The organism is Rhodococcus antarcticus (assembly GCF_026153295.1).
GTDB classification, from domain to species: domain Bacteria; phylum Actinomycetota; class Actinomycetes; order Mycobacteriales; family Mycobacteriaceae; genus Rhodococcus_D; species Rhodococcus_D antarcticus.
The window spans coordinates 3,645,201-3,664,399 of sequence record NZ_CP110615.1 but is presented as its reverse complement, the minus strand read 5'-3'; the positions used below and the strand labels follow the sequence as shown (position 1 = coordinate 3,664,399).

The 19,199-nt window shown below is 75.1% G+C and carries 17 protein-coding genes; 6 read left to right on the top strand and 11 right to left on the bottom strand.

The window, feature by feature from the left end:
- Nucleotides 1-25: 25 nt before the first annotated feature.
- Nucleotides 26-1,186: a PucR family transcriptional regulator gene (locus RHODO2019_RS17835; RefSeq protein WP_265383035.1), complete on the bottom strand. Its 1,161-nt coding sequence runs from the start codon at nucleotides 1,184-1,186 to the stop codon at nucleotides 26-28.
- A gap of 86 nt (nucleotides 1,187-1,272) precedes the next feature.
- Between RHODO2019_RS17835 and RHODO2019_RS17830 the strand changes: the two genes are divergently transcribed.
- Both RHODO2019_RS17830 and RHODO2019_RS17825 read left to right on the top strand, forming a co-directional pair.
- Nucleotides 1,273-2,190, top strand: coding sequence for a proline dehydrogenase family protein (locus RHODO2019_RS17830; protein WP_265383034.1), 918 nt, complete (start codon nucleotides 1,273-1,275; stop codon nucleotides 2,188-2,190).
- 47 nt (nucleotides 2,191-2,237) lie between these two features.
- Nucleotides 2,238-2,843: a class I SAM-dependent methyltransferase gene (locus RHODO2019_RS17825; protein ID WP_265383033.1), complete on the top strand. Its 606-nt coding sequence runs from the start codon at nucleotides 2,238-2,240 to the stop codon at nucleotides 2,841-2,843.
- 22 nt (nucleotides 2,844-2,865) lie between these two features.
- Here the strand turns inward: RHODO2019_RS17825 and RHODO2019_RS17820 are convergent, their stop codons facing one another.
- The 5 genes from RHODO2019_RS17820 to RHODO2019_RS17800 are packed head-to-tail and all read right to left on the bottom strand — an operon-like array spanning nucleotide 2,866 to nucleotide 7,080.
- The gene (locus RHODO2019_RS17820) at nucleotides 2,866-3,660 is read right to left on the bottom strand and encodes a putative hydro-lyase (RefSeq protein ID WP_265383032.1); all 795 of its coding nucleotides are present in this window, start codon (nucleotides 3,658-3,660) and stop codon (nucleotides 2,866-2,868) included.
- Complete coding sequence (locus RHODO2019_RS17815; RefSeq protein WP_265384856.1) at nucleotides 3,657-4,514, bottom strand: 5-oxoprolinase subunit C family protein; 858 nt, start codon at nucleotides 4,512-4,514, stop codon at nucleotides 3,657-3,659. Before RHODO2019_RS17815 ends, RHODO2019_RS17820 begins: the two co-directional genes overlap by 4 nt.
- A gap of 22 nt (nucleotides 4,515-4,536) precedes the next feature.
- Complete coding sequence (locus RHODO2019_RS17810) at nucleotides 4,537-5,169, bottom strand: 5-oxoprolinase subunit B family protein (protein ID WP_265383031.1); 633 nt, start codon at nucleotides 5,167-5,169, stop codon at nucleotides 4,537-4,539.
- On the bottom strand, nucleotides 5,162-5,938 hold the full coding sequence (locus RHODO2019_RS17805) for a LamB/YcsF family protein (RefSeq protein ID WP_265383030.1): 777 nt from the start codon (nucleotides 5,936-5,938) through the stop codon (nucleotides 5,162-5,164). The genes RHODO2019_RS17810 and RHODO2019_RS17805 overlap by 8 nt, the downstream gene beginning before the upstream one ends.
- Nucleotides 5,935-7,080 carry an NRAMP family divalent metal transporter gene (locus tag RHODO2019_RS17800; RefSeq protein ID WP_435532241.1) on the bottom strand — a complete coding sequence of 382 codons (1,146 nt, stop codon included), beginning with the start codon at nucleotides 7,078-7,080 and terminating at the stop codon, nucleotides 5,935-5,937. The genes RHODO2019_RS17805 and RHODO2019_RS17800 overlap by 4 nt, the downstream gene beginning before the upstream one ends.
- Nucleotides 7,081-7,270: 190 nt before the next feature.
- Here RHODO2019_RS17800 and RHODO2019_RS17795 point away from each other — a divergent pair, with 190 nt between their 5' ends.
- Both RHODO2019_RS17795 and RHODO2019_RS17790 read left to right on the top strand, forming a co-directional pair.
- Complete coding sequence (locus RHODO2019_RS17795; RefSeq protein WP_265383028.1) at nucleotides 7,271-7,999, top strand: GntR family transcriptional regulator; 729 nt, start codon at nucleotides 7,271-7,273, stop codon at nucleotides 7,997-7,999.
- 123 nt (nucleotides 8,000-8,122) lie between these two features.
- Nucleotides 8,123-9,955 carry an acyl-CoA dehydrogenase gene (locus tag RHODO2019_RS17790; RefSeq protein WP_265383027.1) on the top strand — a complete coding sequence of 611 codons (1,833 nt, stop codon included), beginning with the start codon at nucleotides 8,123-8,125 and terminating at the stop codon, nucleotides 9,953-9,955.
- Nucleotides 9,956-10,041: 86 nt separating this feature from the next.
- Here RHODO2019_RS17790 and RHODO2019_RS17785 read toward each other — a convergent pair whose 3' ends face one another.
- The 5 genes from RHODO2019_RS17785 to RHODO2019_RS17765 all read right to left on the bottom strand — a co-directional run bounded on the left by RHODO2019_RS17785 (nucleotide 10,042) and on the right by RHODO2019_RS17765 (nucleotide 16,936).
- Nucleotides 10,042-11,865: a VanW family protein gene (locus tag RHODO2019_RS17785; protein ID WP_265383026.1), complete on the bottom strand. Its 1,824-nt coding sequence runs from the start codon at nucleotides 11,863-11,865 to the stop codon at nucleotides 10,042-10,044.
- A 116-nt stretch (nucleotides 11,866-11,981) separates the two neighbouring features.
- Nucleotides 11,982-13,823: a thioredoxin-like domain-containing protein gene (locus tag RHODO2019_RS17780; RefSeq protein WP_265383025.1), complete on the bottom strand. Its 1,842-nt coding sequence runs from the start codon at nucleotides 13,821-13,823 to the stop codon at nucleotides 11,982-11,984.
- A 166-nt stretch (nucleotides 13,824-13,989) separates the two neighbouring features.
- Nucleotides 13,990-14,139 (bottom strand): hypothetical protein, encoded by a 150-nt coding sequence (locus tag RHODO2019_RS17775; protein ID WP_265383024.1) that lies wholly within the window; start codon nucleotides 14,137-14,139, stop codon nucleotides 13,990-13,992.
- A 98-nt stretch (nucleotides 14,140-14,237) separates the two neighbouring features.
- On the bottom strand, nucleotides 14,238-15,449 hold the full coding sequence (locus tag RHODO2019_RS17770; protein ID WP_265383023.1) for an ATP-binding protein: 1,212 nt from the start codon (nucleotides 15,447-15,449) through the stop codon (nucleotides 14,238-14,240).
- 164 nt (nucleotides 15,450-15,613) lie between these two features.
- Nucleotides 15,614-16,936 carry an acetyl-CoA C-acetyltransferase gene (locus RHODO2019_RS17765; protein WP_265383022.1) on the bottom strand — a complete coding sequence of 441 codons (1,323 nt, stop codon included), beginning with the start codon at nucleotides 16,934-16,936 and terminating at the stop codon, nucleotides 15,614-15,616.
- A 62-nt stretch (nucleotides 16,937-16,998) separates the two neighbouring features.
- Here RHODO2019_RS17765 and RHODO2019_RS17760 point away from each other — a divergent pair, with 62 nt between their 5' ends.
- Nucleotides 16,999-18,342 carry a 3-oxoacyl-ACP reductase gene (locus tag RHODO2019_RS17760; protein WP_265383021.1) on the top strand — a complete coding sequence of 448 codons (1,344 nt, stop codon included), beginning with the start codon at nucleotides 16,999-17,001 and terminating at the stop codon, nucleotides 18,340-18,342.
- Nucleotides 18,342-19,190 (top strand): MaoC family dehydratase, encoded by an 849-nt coding sequence (locus RHODO2019_RS17755; RefSeq protein WP_265384855.1) that lies wholly within the window; start codon nucleotides 18,342-18,344, stop codon nucleotides 19,188-19,190. Before RHODO2019_RS17760 ends, RHODO2019_RS17755 begins: the two co-directional genes overlap by 1 nt.
- Nucleotides 19,191-19,199 lie beyond the last annotated feature (9 nt).

Genomic DNA, 19,199 nt, shown 5'->3' with positions numbered 1-19,199 from the left:
GGGCCCGGGCCCGGGCCACTGCGAGCTACGCCGCGCTCGCCCGGTCCCAGCTGCGCGGGTGGGCGGCGGCCGGGTCGAGCAGCGGGCGCAGGGTCAGGGCCAGGTGCAGCGCGAGGCGGTCCTGGCCGTCGCGCAGCGAGCGCCCGGTCAGCGCCTCCACCCGACCGAGCCGGTGGTAGAGCGTCTGCCGGTGGATCCCCAGCTCGGCGGCCGTGGCGGCGATCGCCCCGGCCCGGTCCAGGTAGGCCCGCGCGGTGCGGGTGAGCTCGTCGTCCAGCGCGCCCAGGTCCAGCAGCAGGTCCGCCCCGGGTTCCGCGGCGAGCAGGCGCGCGACGCCGAGCGCCGCCCAGTCCGCGACCACCCCCGGGTGCGCTGCCCGCAGCGCCCACCGGGCCTCCCGCCACGACGCCCGGGCCGCGTGCACGTCGGTGCGCGGGCCCCCGACCGCCGCCACCAGCCCCGCCCGCTCCGCCGCGCCGAGCCGTTCGGCGTGCCGGGCCAGGACATCGGCGGCCACCCGGTGCGCGGGGCCCGGGTCGCTGGCGCTGCGCAGCGCCACGAGCAGGACGGTGCCGCCCGGGCCGGTGTCGCCGACCACCCCGCGCGGCAGCCGCCACAGGGTGTGGGCGAGGTCGGCCGCGCCGGTGTGGCCGACCAGGGCGACGGCCACGGCGGGCGCCCGGTCGAGCAGGTCGTGCTCGCTCAGCGCCCGCACGCCCCGGGCGACGTCCTCGGTGTCCGGGGAGAGCAGGTCGACCAGGGCGGTGGTGGTGGACTCGCGGCGGCGGCCCTGCCGGGCGAGCAGGACAGCGGCCCGCGCGGCCAGCGCCGCGACCTCGTCCAGGCGCCCGGCGGCGGGGTGCGGACCGCCCGCGTCCAGCGCCCACAGGTAGCCGTGGGTGCGGTCGCCGGTGCGCGCGGGCACGCAGAGCCGGGGCAGAACCCCCAGCGCCGCGTCGGCCGGGGTGCGCACGGGGCCGGCGCTGGTGGTGATGCCGAAGCCCTCGAACCAGGCGCGGACCTGCGGGGTGGAGACCCGCTGCGCGACCGTGCCCCGCCGGACGGCGTCCAGGGTCACCCCCTGGGCGCTGTGCGCGACGAGGGTGAACCCGGTGTCCTCGAGGGTGGTCGGGGCGCCCAGCAGCCGGGACGCCTCGTCGACGATCCCCTGCAGCTCCGACAGCACGCCGCTGAGCATAAGTCTGACGTGGACCCTCCGACAGTGGACGATCGTCCCTGGTGGGACACGGCGGCGGCGAGCACGCTCGGGTCATGGCGAACGCAGCACTGCTCCGGCTCTCCCGCAGCGACCGGGTCCGCCGGCTGAGCACCCGGGTGCCGGCCACCCGGGCCGTCGTCGACCGTTTCGTGGCCGGCGAGACCGAGGCCGACGCGGTGCGCACCGTGCAGGCGCTGATCGGGCGCGGGCTCACCGCGACCGTCGACCGCCTCGGCGAGGACGTCACCACCCGCGCCCAGGCCACGGCCACCGCGCAGGCCTACACGGGGCTGCTCGACCGGCTCGCCGACGCCGGTGCCGTGCCGGCCGCCGAGGTGTCGCTGAAGCTGTCCGCCCTGGGCCAGGGCCTGGACGACTCGCTCGCCCTCGACGGTGCGCGCCGGGTGTGCGAGGCCGCCGCCCGGGTGGGGACCACGGTCTCGGTGGACATGGAGGACCACACGACGGTGGACCGCACCCTGGCCGCGGTGCACGCCCTGCGGGTGGACTTCCCGTGGGTGGCCGCGGTGGTGCAGTCCGCGCTGCGGCGCACCCCCGGCGACCTCGCCGACCTGGTGGGCCCCGGATCGCGGGTGCGGCTGGTCAAGGGCGCCTACGCCGAGCCCGCCGCGGTCGCGCACCCGGCCAAGGCCGACGTGGACGCCGCCTACGACCGGTGCCTGGCGCTGCTCATGGCCGGCAGCGGTCACCCGCAGGTGGCCACGCACGACCTCGACCGGGTGGACCGGGCGGTGGCCCTGGCCGCCGAGCACGGCCGCACCGCCGACTCCTGGGAGCTGCAGATGCTCTACGGGATCCGCTCCGACGAGCAGGACCGGCTGCGGGCGCTGGGCCACCAGGTGCGGGTCTACGTGCCCTACGGCGCGGACTGGTACGCCTACTTCGTGCGCCGCCTCGCCGAGCGCCCCGCCAACGTCGCCTTCTTCGCCCGCGCCCTGCTGCACCGCTAGGGACGGCGGGACGGGTCGCGCACCGGTGCACGCCTACGGTCACGGGCATGGACTCCGCCGCCTGGGACGCCCGCTACTCCGCCCGCGAGCTCGTGTGGGGCGCACCGCCCAACCGCTACGTCGTGGAGCACGCCACCGCGCTGCCCCGGGGCCGGGCGCTGGACCTCGCCTGCGGGGAGGGTCGCAACGCGCTGTGGCTGGCCACCCGGGGCTGGGAGGTCACCGGCAGCGACTACTCCGCGGTGGCGCTGGCCAAGGCCGCCGAGATGGCCGCACCGTCCCCCCGGGCCGTGGTGTCCCGGTTGACGTGGCGCCACGCCGACGCGGTGACCGACGAGCTCGGTGGGCCCTACGACCTGGTGCTGCAGTGCTTCCTGCACCTGCCGGCCGAGCAGCGCGCCACCGTGCTGGCCAAGGCGTGCGCGGCGCTGGCGCCGGGCGGGACGCTGCTCGTCGTCGCGCACGACAGCACGAACATCGAGCACGGCACGGGCGGCGCCCAGGACCCCCGCGTGCTGTTCACCCCCGACGACGTGGCCGCGCAGCTGCCCGCGGACATGACGGTGACCGTGGCCACCAAGCCCCTGCGCGAGGTCGAGGGCGCGCCCCGGCCGGCGATCGACGCGCTGGTGGTGGCGGTCCGGGCCGGCTGAGCGCCTCAGGGGACCGGGCGCCTCAGGGGACCAGGTAGGCGCTGTCCCGGGCGTCGGTGACCAGCATGTGGCCGGGGGCGTGGGTGATGGCCAGCGAGGGCCGCGACTCGACCACCGCGGCCTGCGGAGTCACCCCGCACGCCCAGAACACCGGCACGTCGCCGGGCTCCAGCCGCACCGCATCCCCGTAGTCCGGGCGCGCCAGGTCCGCGATCCCGAGCAGTCCGGGGTCGCCGACGTGCACCGGGGCGCCGTGCACCGCCGGGTACCGGGAGGTGATCCGCACCGCGTCGGCCACCTGTGCGGCCGGCACGGGGCGCATCGAGACGACGAGCGGTCCGGACACCGCCCCCGCGGACCGGCACCGCCGGCTCGTCCGGTACATCGGCACGTTGACGGCCTGCTCGACGTGGCGGACGGGGACGCCCGCCTCGAGCAGGGCGTGCTCGAAGGTGAAGCTGCACCCCACGAGCAGGCTGACGAGGTCCTCGCGCCACCACGCGGTGACGTCGGTCGGCTCGTCCACCAGCTCGCCGTCGACGAAGACGCGGTAGCGGGGCAGGTCGGTGCGGACGTCGCCGTCGAGGATCGGCCCGGACACCGCGCCGGGGTCGAGGACGTCGAGCACCGGGCACGGCTTGGGGTTGCGCTGGGCGAACAGCAGCAGGTCGTAGGCGATCTCGCGCGGAACGGCGACGAGGTTGGCCTGGGCGTACCCGGCCGACCACCCCGCCGTGGGCACGGCCAGCCCGCCGCGGAAGCGCAGCCGCGCCTGGGTCGGGGTGAGGGCGGCGGGGTCGAGCACGGGCGTGGTCATGGTCGGGCCTCCTGGAATCGGATCTGCTGGCCCGGGCGGGCCTGGGCGGCGAGGTCGACGTCGGCGTCGAGGACGACGGCGACGACGGGGTACCCGCCGGTGACGGGGTGGTCGGCGAGGAACAGCACGGGCTCGCCGCTGGGGGGCACCTGAACCGCGCCGCGCACGAGGCCCTCGCTGGGCAGCTCGCCCCGCCCCTCGACGGGGTGCAGCGGCGCGCCGTCGAGGCGGGCGCCGATGCGGTCGCTGCGGCTGGAGATCGTCCAGGGCCGCGCGAACAGGTCGTCGCGGACCCAGTCAGCGCGCGGTCCGCGGCGGGCCCGCACCACCAGGGGGCCGGCCGCGGGGACGGCGACGGGGGCCTGGTCCACCACCGGGGCACCGTGCGGGGCGGGCCCGACGGGCAGCACGGTGCCCACGGCGAGCGGCGGCGGGCCGAGCCCGGAGAGCACGTCGGTGGCGCGCGAGCCCAGCACGGGGGCGACGTCGATCCCACCCCGCACTGCGAGGTAGCTGCGCAGCCCGCTGGGCGCCCACCCCAGGGTCAGCACCTGCCCGGCCCGCAGCCGCAGCACCGCGGCGTGCCCGACCGGGGTGCCGGCCACGTCGGCGGGCGCGGGCGCACCGGTCACGGCCACGGTCAGGTCGACCTCTGCCCGGACCTGCAGCCCGCCGAGGGTGACCTCGATGCTCGCGGCACCGGGGTCGTTGGCCACCAGCCGGTTCGCGAGGTCGTGGGAGCGGCGGTCGGCGGCGCCGGAGCAGCCCACGCCCGTGCCACCGAGGCCGGGTCGGCCGCGGTCCTGCACCAGGGCCAGCGGGCCGGTGGCCAGCACGGTCAGGCCCGCGCGCACCCCGCTCACGGACCCACCGGGTTCACGAGAGCACCGCGACGAAGCGCACCCAGCCGCCGGTGCGGAGCAGGGCCGGCGGGTCGCGGTCGAGGTCGAACAGGGGGGCACCGGTGCGCCCCAGCAGCTGCCAGCCGCCGGGCGAGGCCCGGGGGTAGATCCCGCTGAACGCCCCCGCGAGGCCCACCGATCCCGCGGGCACGCTGGTGCGGGACTCCGTGCGGCGCGGCACGGCCAGCCGGGGGTCGCCGTCCACGAGGTAGACGAAGCCGGGGGCGAAGCCACCGAACCCGATCCGCCAGGGGGTGCCGGTGTGCGCGCGGACCACCTGCTGCCGGCTCAACCCGGTCAGCGCCGCCACCTCGTCGAGGTCCGGCCCGTCGTAGACCACCTCGATCCTGGTCTCGTCCCCGTGGCGCGCCGCCGCGGCGTCGGGGGCCGTGCGGGCGAGGTCCTGCAGGCGCTGGCCCAGCGGACCCAGCGCACGGCCGGGCTCGACCGTCACCAGCACCGTCCGCGCCCCGGGGACGACGTCGAGCAGCGCGAGCTCCGCCCGGACCTCCTCGACCGCCGCGGCGACGGCGAGCACCGCGTCGAGGTCGACGACCTCCAGCAGCAGGCTCGTGTCCCCGCACGGGAGCACGCGGGCCTCAGGCACCGGGCCCGCCCGCGAACGCCACGACCGGGACCCCCGCGCCGTCGAGCGTGGACCGCACGGCCCGCGCCATCGCGACCGCCCCCGGCGAGTCCCCGTGCAGGCACACCGACTCGGCCCGCACCGGCACGTCGGTGCCGTCGACGGCGGTGACGACGCCCTCGGTGACCAGCCGCAGCACCCGCGCGGCGACCAGGTCCGGGTCGCTCAGCAGCGCGCCGGCCCCGGTCCGCGGCACCAGGGTGCCGGCGGCGGTGTACCCGCGGTCGGCGAACGCCTCCGGCACGGCGCGCAGCCCCTTCGCCCGCGCGGCGTCGAGGAACACCGACCCGGGCAGGCCGAGGACGGGCAGCCCGGGGTCGTAGGCGTGCACGGCGTCGACCACCGCCCGAGCCTGCTCCTGGTGGTGCACGACCGCGTTGTACAGCGCGCCGTGCGGCTTGACGTAGCGCACCCGGGTCCCGCTCACCCGGCACAGGGCCTCCAGCGCCCCGAGCTGGTAGAGCACGTCGTCGGCCAGCTCGCGGGCGCTGACGTCGAGGAAGCGGCGGCCGAACCCGGCGAGGTCGCGGTAGCCCACCTGGGCCCCGACCACGACCCCGCCGGCCACCGCGAGCTCGCAGGTGCGCCGCAGGGTGGTGGGGTCCCCGGCGTGGAAGCCGCACGCCACGTTCGCGCTGGTCACGCTGGCCAGCACGGCCTCGTCGTCGCCCAGGGTCCAGCGGCCGAACGACTCGCCGACGTCGCTGTTCAGGTCCACCGCGACGGTCACAGGTTGCCCAGGCTCGTCAGCGCGGCGTAGCCCAGGTAGAGGGTGACCAGCCACGCGAGCACGCCCACCCCCAGCAGCCACGCCGGGTAGCGGTAGCCCTCCAGCAGGTCGCGCCGGCGCCATGCCACCCACAGCACCAGGGTGAACCCGACGGGCAGGATCAGCCCGTTGAACGCCCCGGCGAACACGAGCAGCTTGACCGGGGCCGCGCCGATGACGAGGTAGAGCACGGCGCAGCCCGCGATGAAGCCGACCGTGAGCAGGTTCCGGGTGCGCTCCCGCGTGCGGCGGGTGGTCAGGAAGCTGACCGAGGTGTAAGCGGCGCCGATCACCGAGGTCAGGCTGGCCGCCCACAGGATGATGCCGAACACGCGCAGACCCACCTGCCCGGCAGCGGCCTGGAACGCGCTCGCCGACGGGTTGTCCTTGGCCAGGGTGACCCCGCCGGCGACGACGCCGAGCACGGCGAGGAACAGCAGCACCCGCATCACCGCGGTCACCAGGATGCCGATCACCGAGCTGCGCGCGATCGCGCGAGCGTGGGAAGGGCCCGTCAGCCCGGAGTCGAGCAGCCGGTGCGCCCCGGCGTAGGTGATGTACCCGCCGACGGTGCCGCCGATGAGGGTGGTGATGACCAGCAGGTCGACGGTCTCCGGGGCGATGGTGTTGCGCAGGGCGTCGAGGACGGGCGGGCCCGAGACGACGGCGACGTAGCCCGTCAGCAGGATCATCGCCGCGCCGAGGACCACGACGATCCGGTCCAGCGCCACCCCGGCCTTCTTGCTCAGGAAGATCCCGATCGCGACGAGCGCGGAGATCGCACCGCCGATCTTGGCGTCGAGGCCGAACATCGCCTCGGTGCCCAGCCCCGAGCCCCCGATGTTGCCGATGTTGAACACGACGCCGCCGGCCACGACGAGGGCGGCCAGCGCCCAGCCGAGCCCCGGCACCACCGAGTTCCCGAGCTCGTTGACCCGCTTGCCGGACACCCCCACGACCCGCCAGACGTTCAGCTGCACGGCGACGTCGACCAGGATCGAGATCAGGATCGCGAAGGCGAACGCAGCGCCGAGCCGCGCGGTGAACGTCGTGGTCTGGGTGATGAAGCCGGGGCCGATGGCGCTGGTGGCCATCAGGAACATCGCCCCCACCACGGCCGAGCGGCTCGCCTTGCCGGGGGCTGCGGTGACGGCAGCGGGGGTGTCGGACACGAGGGTGCCTCTCGTCGGTGTCGCGGGCGGTCCCGCCGGGTGTGACCGGGACCACTGCGTACGGTAGAGATTGTTCAACAATCCGACAAGGGGTCAATAGAACTATCTGACGATCAGGCACGTGAACGTCCTCTACGGTGACGTGGTGGACACGTCCCCCGGCCCGGTCGACGCGGATCCGCTCGTCGGTCTCGCGGCGGCCCGGGGCCGCATCACCGCGGCCAGCACCGCGGACCGGGTGGCCGACGTCCTGCGCAGCGAGGTGGCCGAGGGCCGGCTCCGCTCGGGCACGCGGCTGCCGGAGCAGCCCCTCTGCGACGCCCTCGCCGTCTCCCGCAACACCGTCCGCGAGGCGCTGGGCCAGCTGGTCGCCGAGCGGGTGCTCGCCCGCGTGCCGCACCGCGGGGTCGTCGTCGCGACCCCGGGCGTGAGCACCGTGCGCGACGTCTACCAGGCGCGCCGGGTCCTCGAGCCCGGTGCGCTGCGGCTGGCCGGCCCCGGCCCCGCCGTCACCGGCGCCCTGCGGGCCGCGGTCACCGAGGGCGAGCGCGCCGCCGCCGCCGACGACGGGGACGGGGTGGGCACGGCCAACCAGCACTTCCACCGGGCCGTCGTGGCCCTGGCCGGCAGCCCGCGCCTGGACCAGCAGATGGCGCTGCTGCTGGCCGAGATGCGGCTGGTGTTCCACCGCGTGAGCGGGGCGGGGGACTTCCACCTGCCCTACCTGTCCGGCAACGAGGCCGTGTGCGCCCGGCTCGAGGCCGGCGATCCCCCGGGCGCCGCGGACCTGCTCACCGACTACCTGCACCGGGCCGAGGCCGACCTGCTCGCTGCGCTGCCCCCGGACTGACCACCGTCGGTACCCGGTCACCGGCGGTGCTCGTGCCGCGGTTACCCGCCGGTAGTACCATCTAAGTTACCGGCCAGTAGCACATCCGCGCTGCGGCACGACTCACCGGAGAAGAGCATCGAGATGGGCCACTACAAGAGCAACCTCCGCGACATCGAGTTCACCCTGTTCGAGGTGCTGCGGCTCGGCGAACGCCTCGGCACCGGACCCTTCGCGGACCTCGACGAGCAGACCGCGCGCGACCTGCTCGCCCAGGTCCGGCTGCTCGCCGAGGGCCCGCTGGCCGAGTCGTTCGTCGGGACCGACCGCACTCCGCCCGTCTTCGACGTCGCGACCAGCAGCGTGTCCCTGCCGGAGCCGTTCAAGAAGAGCTTCGCGGCCCTCATGGACGGCGAGTGGTACCGGATGGGCCTGCGCGAGGAGATCGGCGGCGTGCCCGCGCCCCGCTCGCTGGTCTGGGCCATCAACGAGATGCTGCTCGGCTCCAACCCGGCCGCCTTCATGTACATGGCCGGCCCCAGCTTCGCCCAGGTGCTCCACGACTGCGGCACCCAGGAGCAGAAGGGCTGGGCGAAGATCTGCGTCGACCGTGGCTGGGGCGCCACCATGGTCCTCACCGAGCCCGACGCCGGCTCCGACGTGGGCGCCGGGCGCACCAGGGCCGTGCAGCAGGACGACGGCTCCTGGCACATCGACGGCGTGAAGCGCTTCATCACCTCCGCCGACCAGGACATGACCGAGAACATCTTCCACCTGGTGCTCGCGCGGCCGGAGGGGCACAAGCCCGGCACCAAGGGCCTGTCGCTGTTCTTCGTCCCCAAGTTCCACTTCGACGGCGGGACCGGCGAGCTGGGCGAGCGCAACGGCGTGTTCGTGACCAACGTCGAGCACAAGATGGGCCTGAAGGCCTCCGCCACGTGCGAGCTCACCTTCGGCGGCACCGACGTCCCGGCCAAGGGCTGGCTCGTCGGCGAGGTGCACGAGGGCATCGCGCAGATGTTCAAGGTCATCGAGCACGCGCGGATGATGGTGGGCACCAAGGCCATCGGCACGCTGTCCACCGGCTACCTCACCGCGCTGGACTACGCGAAGCAGCGCGTGCAGGGCGCGGACCTCACGCAGATGACGGACAAGGCCGCCCCCCGGGTCACCATCACCCACCACCCGGACGTGCGCCGCAGCCTCATGATGCAGAAGGCCTACGCCGAGGGCCTGCGTGCCGTGTACCTCTACACCGCCACCTTCCAGGACGAGATCGCCGCCGCCGAGGGCACCGACACCGACGTGTCGATGGCCGAGCGGGTCAACGACCTGCTGCTGCCCATCGTCAAGGGCGTCGGCTCCGAGCGGGCCTACGAGCAGCTCGCGCAGAGCCTGCAGACCCTGGGCGGCTCCGGCTACCTGCAGGACTACCCCATCGAGCAGTACATCCGGGACGCCAAGATCGACACCCTCTACGAGGGCACCACGGCCATCCAGGCGCAGGACTTCTACTTCCGCAAGATCATCCGGGACAAGGGTCAGGCGCTGGGCTTCGTCAACGGCGAGATCCAGGCCTTCCTCGACGCGGACAGCGGCAACGGCCGGCTCAAGGTGGAGCGCGAGCACCTCGCCACCGCCCTGACCGACGTCCAGGGGATGCTCGCGTCGATGACGCAGAACCTGGTGGCCAGCCAGGAGGACGCCACCAACCTGTACAAGGTGGGCCTGTCCAGCGTGCGCACCCTGCTGAGCGTGGGCGACCTGCTCATCGGGTGGCTGCTGCTGCGCCAGGCCACGGTGGCCCTGACCGCCCTGGGCGGCGAGGTCGCTCCCAGGGACACGGCGTTCTACGAGGGCAAGGTCGCGGTGGCGTCGTACTTCGCGAGGACGGTGCTGCCGGAGCTGTCCGCCCGCCGCGTGGTCACCGAGAACGAGGACAACGCCATCATGGAGCTCGACGAGGCCGCCTTCTGACCTGAGCCACCCGCCAAGTGCGGGCTTCTGGCTGTCATTCCACCCGGAATGACGACCAGAAGCCCGCACTTGGCGCGTTATGGGGGTCAGCCGGGAGGCGCGGGGGCCGGGGCCGGGGCCGGGGCCTCGCACACCACGATCGGCTGCGGGTTGTACCGCACCGTGCGGGTGCTCCGGGAGATCTCCGCGCCGGTCGCCGCGCTGCGGATGACGCGGGTGTCGCTGGTGGTGAAGCCGGGCGCCCCACCGGAGCTGGAGCAGTCCGGACCCGCGGGCAGGGTCACCGTGCTCGGGGAGGTGGGGTCGGTCCGGGCGGCGCCGATGGACTCGACCTCGACGGTCCGGGTGCCCCAGATGCGGACCGTGATGTTCGAGGACGTCCCGATGGTCTGGATGAGGATGCCCGTGCTGGTGGGCACCGCGAACCGCAGGTCGATGGACCCCTCGAACACCGTGGCCTCGCGGGCCGCCGGGTAGCGCGAGATGTAGTAGCTGTGCTCCTTGTGCTGCACGTCGGTCATCCCGGCGAAGTAGGCGGCGTTGTAGAGCGTGGTGGCGAACTGGCTGATGCCGCCACCGACCGCCGTGCCCGCGCGACCGTTGGAAATGATCCCCGACTCCACGTAGCCCTGGGCGGTGCCCCGGGTGCCGGTGTAGCCGTTGAGCGAGAACGTCTCGCCGGGCTTGACCACCGCGCCCTGCACCTGCTCGGCCACCCGTCGGATGTTGATCCCGGACGCGTCGCCGAAGCCGCCGGTGGTGAACTCCCCGATGACTTCGGTGATGCCGAGACCCTTCGCCTGCTCGGTGGTGAACCTGGCGGGCGAGTGGGCGTAGACCGCCGCTACGCGCCGGGAGGCTCCGGTGAGCAGGGCGAGCGGGTCGGTCAGCGTCGCAGGCCAGTCGATGGAGGTGCCGTCGACGGCGGGGACCACCTGGGGCGCACCCCCCGCGAGGCGGACCGTGGCGTCGGTGGCCGTGGTCTCGGTGCCGGCCAGCTGCGGGGCCAGGGCCGCGGTGGCGGCGGCGACGTCCACGGTGGGGGTCAACCCGCCCGCGCCGTCCGGCGCGAAGCTCAGGACGGCCGCGATCCCGGCCGGGTCGAGGACCGCGACGGCGTCGGCGGTGCCCGTGACCGTGAACGGCGCGGAGACGGCCGGGGTCGCGACGGTGGCCAGTGCGGCCGACACCCCCTCGGGCGTCACGGTGACCGGCAGCTCCGTGACCGCCAGCACCACCGGCTGTCCGCCGAACCAGCTCGCCGCGAGCAGCTCGGTGGCGGCGGGCCCGTCCACGGTCTGGCCCGGGGCGGGGCTCACGGGAACCGGGGTCGCCCCGTCGAAGCCGAGGGCGCCCTCGACGGCGGCGCGGTCGGTCTTCGCGCGCAGCGTCTCCACGGCGGTGGCGAGGGCCGCGGTGTCGGTGGAGGTCACCACGGGCACCTCGCGCTCGCTGTACAACGAGGTGAGCCGCGTCCAGGGGTTGAGCGGCTGCGCCCCGGCCTGCGCCAGGGTCGTGGGCCAGTCGAGGCCGAGCCCGGCGGACACCGGGTCGAGCTCGGTGGTGACGTCACCGGCGGTCACGACGACAGCGGCGGTGGCCCGTGCCTCGAGGCTCGAGCGCAACGAGGCCTCGGCGGCGGCCGGGTCGAGCCCACCGACCGCCACCCCGGCCACCACGGTGCCGCGCGGCACGTCGCCGCGGGAGGTCAGCAGGTCGCCTGCGTAGACGAGGGCGAACAGCAGCAGGACTCCGAGCCCCACGAGGACGGTGCGGGGCACCCGCCGGCGGCGGCGCCGGGCGGGCGGGTGCTCACCGAGGTCCGGGACCACGAAGGGCTCGTCCGGCGGCCGCAGGGCCGAGGTCGAACCGGGGTCGGTGCCGTCCTCCGCACGCTCGCGCTCGTCCACCTCGGCCGCACCTCCCCGTCACGCTGCCGGAAGGGGGTTCCCGCTCCGCCGGCGCCACGATACGTGCCTGGTCATACACGGGTCAGGGCGCGGTCAAGCACCCATCGACCGCGGGCTCACACCCGCTCCGGCCCGGCGGGGCCACCCATCAAAAGCTCGAGGGTGCGCGGGCCGTCCTCGACCAGCCGCAGCGGCACCTCCCACTCCTGCCGCACCACCTGGCACACGGGGTTCTCGACGCCGGTGTCGCAGGCCGCGGCCCGGGCGCTCACGTGCAGCACACCGTCGGTCCCGGCGGCCAGCACGAGCTCGCGGACCAGCCCCGTGCCGGTGCCCGCCCCCTCGACCAGCAGCCCGGGCGGGGTGGCGCTCACCTCGAGCCGGGTGGCCGGGCCCTCCCGCTCGTCGAGGTGCGTCCCGGGCGGTGGCGTGAGCACGACGCCCAGCCGCACCGGTCCGGGGGACAGCTGGCTGGGCGGGCGGACCACCGGCGGGGCCGAGCCGTGCACGAGCTCGCGTCGTGCCGGCAGGGCGTGCACCTCGTGACCGGCCGAGGCCACCACCAGCAGCTCACCCCCGAGCACGAGCACGGCGTGCGGCTCGTCGACGTCCCGGGCGAGGGTGCTCAGCAGACCGGTGGCGGGGTCGTAGCGGCGCACGGCGCGGTTGTAGGTGTCGGCCACGGCCACCGAGCCGTCGGCGAGCACCGCCACCCCCAGCGGGTGCTGCAGCAGCGCCTGCTCGGCCGGGCCGTCACGGTGACCGAAGTCGAACAGCCCCGTGCCGATGGCGGTGTGCGCCCGGCCCGCCTCCAGCCAGCGCAGCGCGGAGGTCTCGGCGTCGACGAACCACAGCCGGTCACCCTCCGCGGCGAGGCCGGAGGGCTGGGCCAGGAAGGCCTCGGCGAGCGGGCCGTCGAGCAGCCCCTCGACCGTGGTCCCGGCGAGGCGTCGCACGGTGCCCGCGGCGGGGTCGAGGGCGCCGAGGGTGTGGTTGCCGGCCATGGCCACCACCACCTCGCCGAGCGCCGGCCACCACTCGACGTCCCAGGGGCTGGTCAGCGCGGTGGCGGCGGCTGGTCCGTCGGAGCTAGCGCCGTGCCGCCACTGGTCCCCGGTCCCCGCGACCACCCGCGAGGTGCCCGTGGCCAGCGACAGCCCGTGCAGCTGGTGGCCCGCGGTGTCGGCGAGCACCACGTCGTAGCCGACGGCGGCGGCCACCGCGGCGGGCAGCAGCGTCATGCCCGCGGGCTCGGTGAACGGCGCTCCCCGGGTGCCGGTCCCCCAGCGGCGCAGCTCGGTGACCCCGTCGGCCTCCAGCTCGACCACCTGGTGGTGCCCGGCGTCGGAGACCAGCACGGTCCCGGTGCGGGTGGCCAGGGCCGCGGACGGGAAGCGCCGGGGGGTACCGGTGGTGGCCGGCGCCCGGTACGGGCCGTCCCCGGTGCGCAGCGTGCCCCGGGCGGTGGCGTCCGCCACGACCTCGGTGAGCGCCCGGTCGATCGCGCCGCCGATGCCCGCGTGGCCCTCGCCCGCGGCCACGTGCACGACGTAGCCCTCCGGGTCCACGAGGACCAGGGTCGGCCACGCCTTGACGTTGTAGGCGTCCCAGGTGCGCAGCTCGGGGTCGTCGAGCACGGGGTGGTGCACGCCGTGCCGGGCGGCGGCCGCGGCGAGGGCGTCGTGGTCGGCCTCGTGGGCGAACTTCGGGGAGTGCACGCCGAGGACCACCAGCTCCTGGGCCCACCTCGCCTCGAGCGGGCGGAGCTCCTCCAGCACGTGCAGGCAGTTGATGCAGCCGGAGGTCCAGAAGTCGAGCAGGACCACCCGGCCGCCCAGGCCGGCGAGGGTGATCGGCTCCGCGGTGTGGATCCAGCCGCCGGAGCCGGTGAGCTCGGGGGCGCGGACCCGGGCACGACCGGCCCCGGGGGCACGACGGCGAGGGGCGGTGGCGGTCACGCCAGGGGAACGCCCGCGCGGGGCGGGCCTGTTCCGCCCGGCTCGGCACGTGGAAAGACCCCCGCTGCGGCCAGGTCGGGGGTCGGGCAGCAGCGGGGGTCTGACTCTGTATCGACGGTGCCCGGAAGGGCGTTACACGTCGACGGGGGCGAGCGCTGGAGGGCGCTCAGCGCATGTGCGAGGCGCTCTGGATCTGGGCCATGGTGATGAGCTCGTCACGCAGCGCCGGGGTCGACGCTCCGTGCACGGCGCGCTGGAAGTCGCGACGGGCCCGAGCGGCGGTGCGGTTGGCCTTGATGCGGGACGTGACCTTCATGGCTCTCATGGCTCCTGAGCTGGTGCTGATGTGCTGACTTCTTCATTGTGCACGCTCGTACCACTCAATGCCAACGATTCAGTGGTGATACGGCACACTCACCGCTGATCGTCCCGACTGTGGTCGCGACCAGCCAGGAATCGTCCGAAGTGCGGCACCGTGAACGCGACGAATCCCCGTTCGGTCGCGTACACCAGCCCCTTCTTGAGCAGGCTGTCGCGCGCCGGGCTCAGCGACGACGCCTTGCGGCCCAGGTGCAGCGCGACCTGCGCGGTGGGCACCGCCTCGTCATCGGCCCCCGCGAGCTCGGCCATGGCGTGCAGGTACTCCCGCTCGGCGGGGGTGGCCCGCTCCAGCCGGCTGCCGAAGAAGCCGACCGCGAGCTCGAGCTCCGCCTCCGGAGCGGCGATCGCCACGTCCGCCGCGGTGACGGAGTCCCCCGGTGCGGCGTCCCAGGCGGCCTTGCCGTAGGCCTGCACGAAGTAGGGGTAGCCCCCCGATGCGGTGTGCAGGGCGAGCAGCGCGTCGTCGTCGATGGTGGCGCCCTCCCGCTCGATCGGCGTCCGCACCGCGCGGTCGGCCGCCACCGCGTCCAGCCGGTCGATGCGCAGGTAGCGGAACAGCCGCTCGGAGTAGGACTTGCTCGCCGCGAGCACGCTCGGCACGTGGGGCAGGCCCGCCCCGACCACCACCAGCGGCGCCCCCGACTGGCTGAGCTCGTGGCACGAGGCGCAGAGGGCGGAGACGTCGTCGGGGCCCAGGTCCTGCATCTCGTCGAGCAGGAGCACCAGGCCGGTGCCGACGTCGGCGGCCAGCTCGGCCACGGCGGTGAACAGCTCCACCAGGTCGATCTCGATGTCACCGGAGTCCGCCCGGCCCCGGGTGGCCGGCACGTCGATGCCCGGCTGCCAGCGGTCCCGCATGCCGGTGCCCTCGGGGTTGGCCTTGAGCGCGAAGGCCTTCAGCACGCCCAGCGTCTCCTCGACCCGGTCGGGTGCGCGGTGGCGGACCGCGAGGTCGCGCACGGCCCGGTGCAGGGCGGCACTGAGCGGGCGGCGCAGGTCCGCCCCCGCACGGGCCTCGACCTTGCCGGTGGCCCAGCCGCGCTGCAGGGCACGTGAGCGCAGCTCGCCGAGCAGCACCGTCTTGCCGACCCCCCGCAGCCCGGTGAGCACGAGGCTGCGCTCGGGCCGACCGCGGGAGACGCGCTCGAGCAGCACGTCGAAGGCGTCCAGCTCGCGGTCACGGCCGGCGAGCTCGGGTGGGCGCTGGCCGGCCCCGGGGGCGAAGGGGTTGCGCACGGGATCCACCACGTGACCGTATGCGGCTCTCTAGTGCTGCCCCGATAGGCGCGCAGAGAGCGCGATGCGGATGGCGTCCATCGTGTCGTCTCCGCCCGTCTAGCGTCGGTGGTAGAAGGCCTTAGCAACCTCTCGACGGCCTCAGCGCTCGACGTCCTCAGCGCTCGACGGCCTCAGCGCTCCAGGATCGCGGTCACGCCCTGGCCGCCGGCGGCACAGATCGAGATGAGACCGCGCCCGGACCCCTTCTCCGCGAGCTGCTTCGCCAGGGTCGCCACGATGCGCCCGCCGGTGGCCGCGAACGGGTGACCGGCCGCCAGGGACGACCCGTTCACGTTCAGCCTCGCGCGGTCGACCGTCCCGAGCGCGCCGTCGAGCCCGAGCCGCTCGCGGCAGAACGTCTCGTCCTCCCACGCGGCCAGGGTGGCCAGCACCTGGGAGGCGAACGCCTCGTGGATCTCCACGTAGTCGAAGTCCGCGAGGATCAGCCCAGCACGGGCCAGCATCCGCGGCACCGCGAACACCGGCGCGGTGAGCAGCCCGTCCCGCCCGTGCACGTAGTCCACGGCCGCGGTCTCGGAGTGCGTGAGGTAGGCCAGCACCGGCAGCGAGCGCGTCGCCGCCCACTCCTCGCTGGCCAGCAGCACGGTCGAGGCACCGTCGGTCAGCGGCGTGGAGTTCCCCGCGGTCATCGTCGCGCCGGGCCCCCTGCCGAACACCGGCTGCAGTGCCGCGAGCGTCTCGACGGTGCTGTCCGGGCGCAGGGTGTCGTCGCGGCGCAGCCCCTGGAACGGCGTCACGAGGTCGTCCAGGAAGCCCCGCTCGTAGGCCGCGGCCAGGTGCTGGTGGCTGGCCGCGGCGAGCTCGTCCTGCGCCGCCCGCGTGATGCCCCACTCCAGCGCGGTGCGGGCGGCGTGCTCCCCCATCGACAGCCCGGTGCGCGGCTCGCCGTTGCGCGGTACCTCGGGCACCACCTGGCCGGGGCGCAGCGATCCAAGCAGCTTCACCCGCCCGGCCGTGGACCGGGTGCGGTTGAGCTGCAGCAGCACCCGGCGCAGGTCCTCGTTCACCGCGACCGGGGCGTCCGAGGTGGTGTCCACCCCGCCGGCGACACCTGCCTCGATGTGGCCGAGGGCGATCGCGTTGCCCACCGCGAGGGCCGTCTGGAGGCCGGTGCCGCAGGCCTGGGAGACGTCGTGCGCCGGGGTGTCGGCACCCAGGGCGCTGCCCAGCACGCACTCGCGGGTGAGGTTGACGTCCCGGCTGTGCTTGAGCACCGCGCCCCCGACGACCTCGCCCAGGCGTTCGCCCTGCAGCCCGAACCGGCTGACCAGACCGTCGAGGGCGGCGGTGAACATGTCCTGGTTGCTCGCGTGGGCGTACGCGCGGTCGGAGCGGGAGAAGGGGATGCGGTTGCCGCCGAGGATCGCGACGGGTCGGGCGGACGGTGCGGACGGCGCCATGGCTGCTGCTCCTCGACGTAGGTGGTTACTCATGAGTATTCTTACTCGTGAGTAAGTTCGTTGTCGACCACACCCGGACTCGAGGAGGCCCCACCATGGCGCAGACCACCGACCGCTACTCCCAGCTCGTCGCCTCCGGACCCGGGGCCGCGATCGCCGCCCGGCTCGGCCTCCCCCGGCCCGAGCCGCTGCGCCGCTTCGTCCCCGGGCAGCCCGCCCTGGACGGCCCGGTGCTGGTCGGCGGCGTGGGCCGACTGGTCGAGGCGCTGCGCGAGCAGCTCGCGGTGCACGGCCTGGCCGAGCCGGACGCCCCCCGCTTCGGTGCGCTGGTCCTCGACGCCACCGGGATCACGGACGTGGAGGGGCTGCAGCAGCTGCACACCTTCTTCCACCCGGTGCTGCGTCGGCTGGCCCCCAGCGGGCGGGTGGTGGTCCTGGGCACCGCACCCGAGCACACCGCCACCGTCGACGAGTCCGTCGCCCAGCGCGCGCTGGAGGGCTTCACCCGCTCCCTCGCCAAGGAGCAGGTGCGCGGCGCGACCACCCAGCTGGTCCACGTCGCGCCCGGTGCCGGCATCGACCAGCTCGAGTCCACGCTGCGGTTCCTGCTCTCCGGGCGCTCCGCGTTCGTCGACGGCCAGGTCGTCCGGGTCGGCTCGCCCTCACCGACCGACCACCCCGACGCTCCCGCGGACCGGGACCGCCCGCTGGCCGGGAAGGTCGCCGTCGTGACCGGCGCAGCGCGGGGCATCGGGGCCGCCATCGCCGAGGTGCTGGCCCGCGACGGTGCGCACGTGGTCTGCGCGGACGTCCCCGCCGCGGGCGAGGCGCTGTCGGCCACCGCGAACGCCGTCGGCGGCACCTCGCTCGCGCTGGACGTCACCGGCCCCGACGCCGGGGCCGTGCTCGCCGAGCACCTGCTCACCCGGCACGGTGGCGTCGACGTCGTGGTGCACAACGCCGGCATCACCCGGGACAAGAAGCTCGTCAACATGGACGCCGACCGGTGGACGTCGGTGATGGCGGTGAACCTGCTGGCTCCGCAGCGGATCACGGCCGCCCTGCTCGCGGCCGGGGCGCTGCGGGACGGCGGGCGGGTGGTCGGGGTGTCGTCCCTGGCGGGGATCGCGGGCAACGCCGGCCAGACCAGCTACGCCGCGAGCAAGGCCGGGGTCATCGGGCTGGTCCAGGCCCTCGCACCCGAGCTGGCCACGAGGCGCGTCACCATCAACGCCGTGGCCCCCGGGTTCATCGAGACGGCCATGACCGCAGCCATCCCGCTGGTCACCCGCGAGGGCGGCCGGCGGCTGAGCTCGCTGGGCCAGGGCGGGCTGTCGGTGGACGTCGCCGAGACCGTGGCGTGGTTCGCGAGCCCCGGGTCCGCCGCCGTCACCGGCCAGGTGGTGCGCGTGTGCGGCCAGAGCCTGCTGGGGGCGTGATGGCGCCCCACACCCTGACCTCCCCCCCGGGGCTGGCCGCGTCGTACCTGCGCGCAGCGCTCGGGGCCCTGCCGCGGCCCGGCCACCGGCCTTCCACCCTGACCGACCGCGAGCTGCGGCTGGAGGGCGTGCGGGTCGACCGGGGCCACCTCGCCGAGTACACCCGGGTGTGCGGGTTCGGCCTCCGCGACACCCTTCCGGGCACCTACCCGCACGTCCTCGGCTTCCCGCTGCAGATGCACCTCATGAGCGCCGGCGACTTCCCGTTCCCGCTGCTCGGGCTGGTGCACGTGGCCAACCGCATCCACGTGCACCGGCCCGTCCGCGCCGAGGAGGCCCTGGGGGTCACCGTGCGGGCGGCCGAGCTCCGTCCGCACGAGCGCGGCCGACAGGTGGACCTGGTGACCGAGGTGGACGTGGCCGGGGAGCGCGTGTGGGAGTCGACGTCGACCTACCTGCACCGGTCCGGGCCCGCGGGAGGCGGCTCCGGGGGCGAGCCCGACGCCCCGACCGCCGGCGCACGGTGGCGTCTCGACGGTGGGCTCGGCCGTCGCTACGCAGCGGTCTCCGGCGACCGCAACCCCATCCACCTGCACCCGTGGACCGCACGGGCCCTCGGCTTCCCCCGGGCGATCGCCCACGGCATGTGGACCGCGGCACGGTGCCTCGCCGACCTCGAGGGTCGCCTGCCCGCCGGCTACGTCCAGGAGGTCGGCTTCCGACGGCCGGTGCTGCTGCCGGGCACGGTGGCGTTCACCGCGAGCGAGGTCGACGGCCGGTGGTCGCTCGACCTCCGCGACGCCCGGACCGGCACCCCGCACCTGACCGGCACCGTCACCCCCTCCTGAGGGCGCGCG

What these genes read in the sequence shown, in the direction of transcription:
- RHODO2019_RS17825 (WP_265383033.1), top strand. Translation starts at nt 2,238, where the DNA reads ATGGACTCCGCCGCCTGGGACGCCCGCTACTCCGCCCGCGAGCTCGTG.
- RHODO2019_RS17755 (WP_265384855.1), top strand. Translation starts at nt 18,342, where the DNA reads ATGGCGCCCCACACCCTGACCTCCCCCCCGGGGCTGGCCGCGTCGTAC.
- RHODO2019_RS17800 (WP_435532241.1), bottom strand. Translation starts at nt 7,080, where the DNA reads ATGTTCCTGATGGCCACCAGCGCCATCGGCCCCGGCTTCATCACCCAG.
- RHODO2019_RS17775 (WP_265383024.1), bottom strand. Translation starts at nt 14,139, where the DNA reads ATGAAGGTCACGTCCCGCATCAAGGCCAACCGCACCGCCGCTCGGGCC.
- RHODO2019_RS17830 (WP_265383034.1), top strand. Translation starts at nt 1,273, where the DNA reads ATGGCGAACGCAGCACTGCTCCGGCTCTCCCGCAGCGACCGGGTCCGC.
- RHODO2019_RS17765 (WP_265383022.1), bottom strand. Translation starts at nt 16,936, where the DNA reads ATGAGTAACCACCTACGTCGAGGAGCAGCAGCCATGGCGCCGTCCGCA.
- RHODO2019_RS17790 (WP_265383027.1), top strand. Translation starts at nt 8,123, where the DNA reads ATGGGCCACTACAAGAGCAACCTCCGCGACATCGAGTTCACCCTGTTC.
- RHODO2019_RS17820 (WP_265383032.1), bottom strand. Translation starts at nt 3,660, where the DNA reads ATGACCACGCCCGTGCTCGACCCCGCCGCCCTCACCCCGACCCAGGCG.
- RHODO2019_RS17760 (WP_265383021.1), top strand. Translation starts at nt 16,999, where the DNA reads ATGGCGCAGACCACCGACCGCTACTCCCAGCTCGTCGCCTCCGGACCC.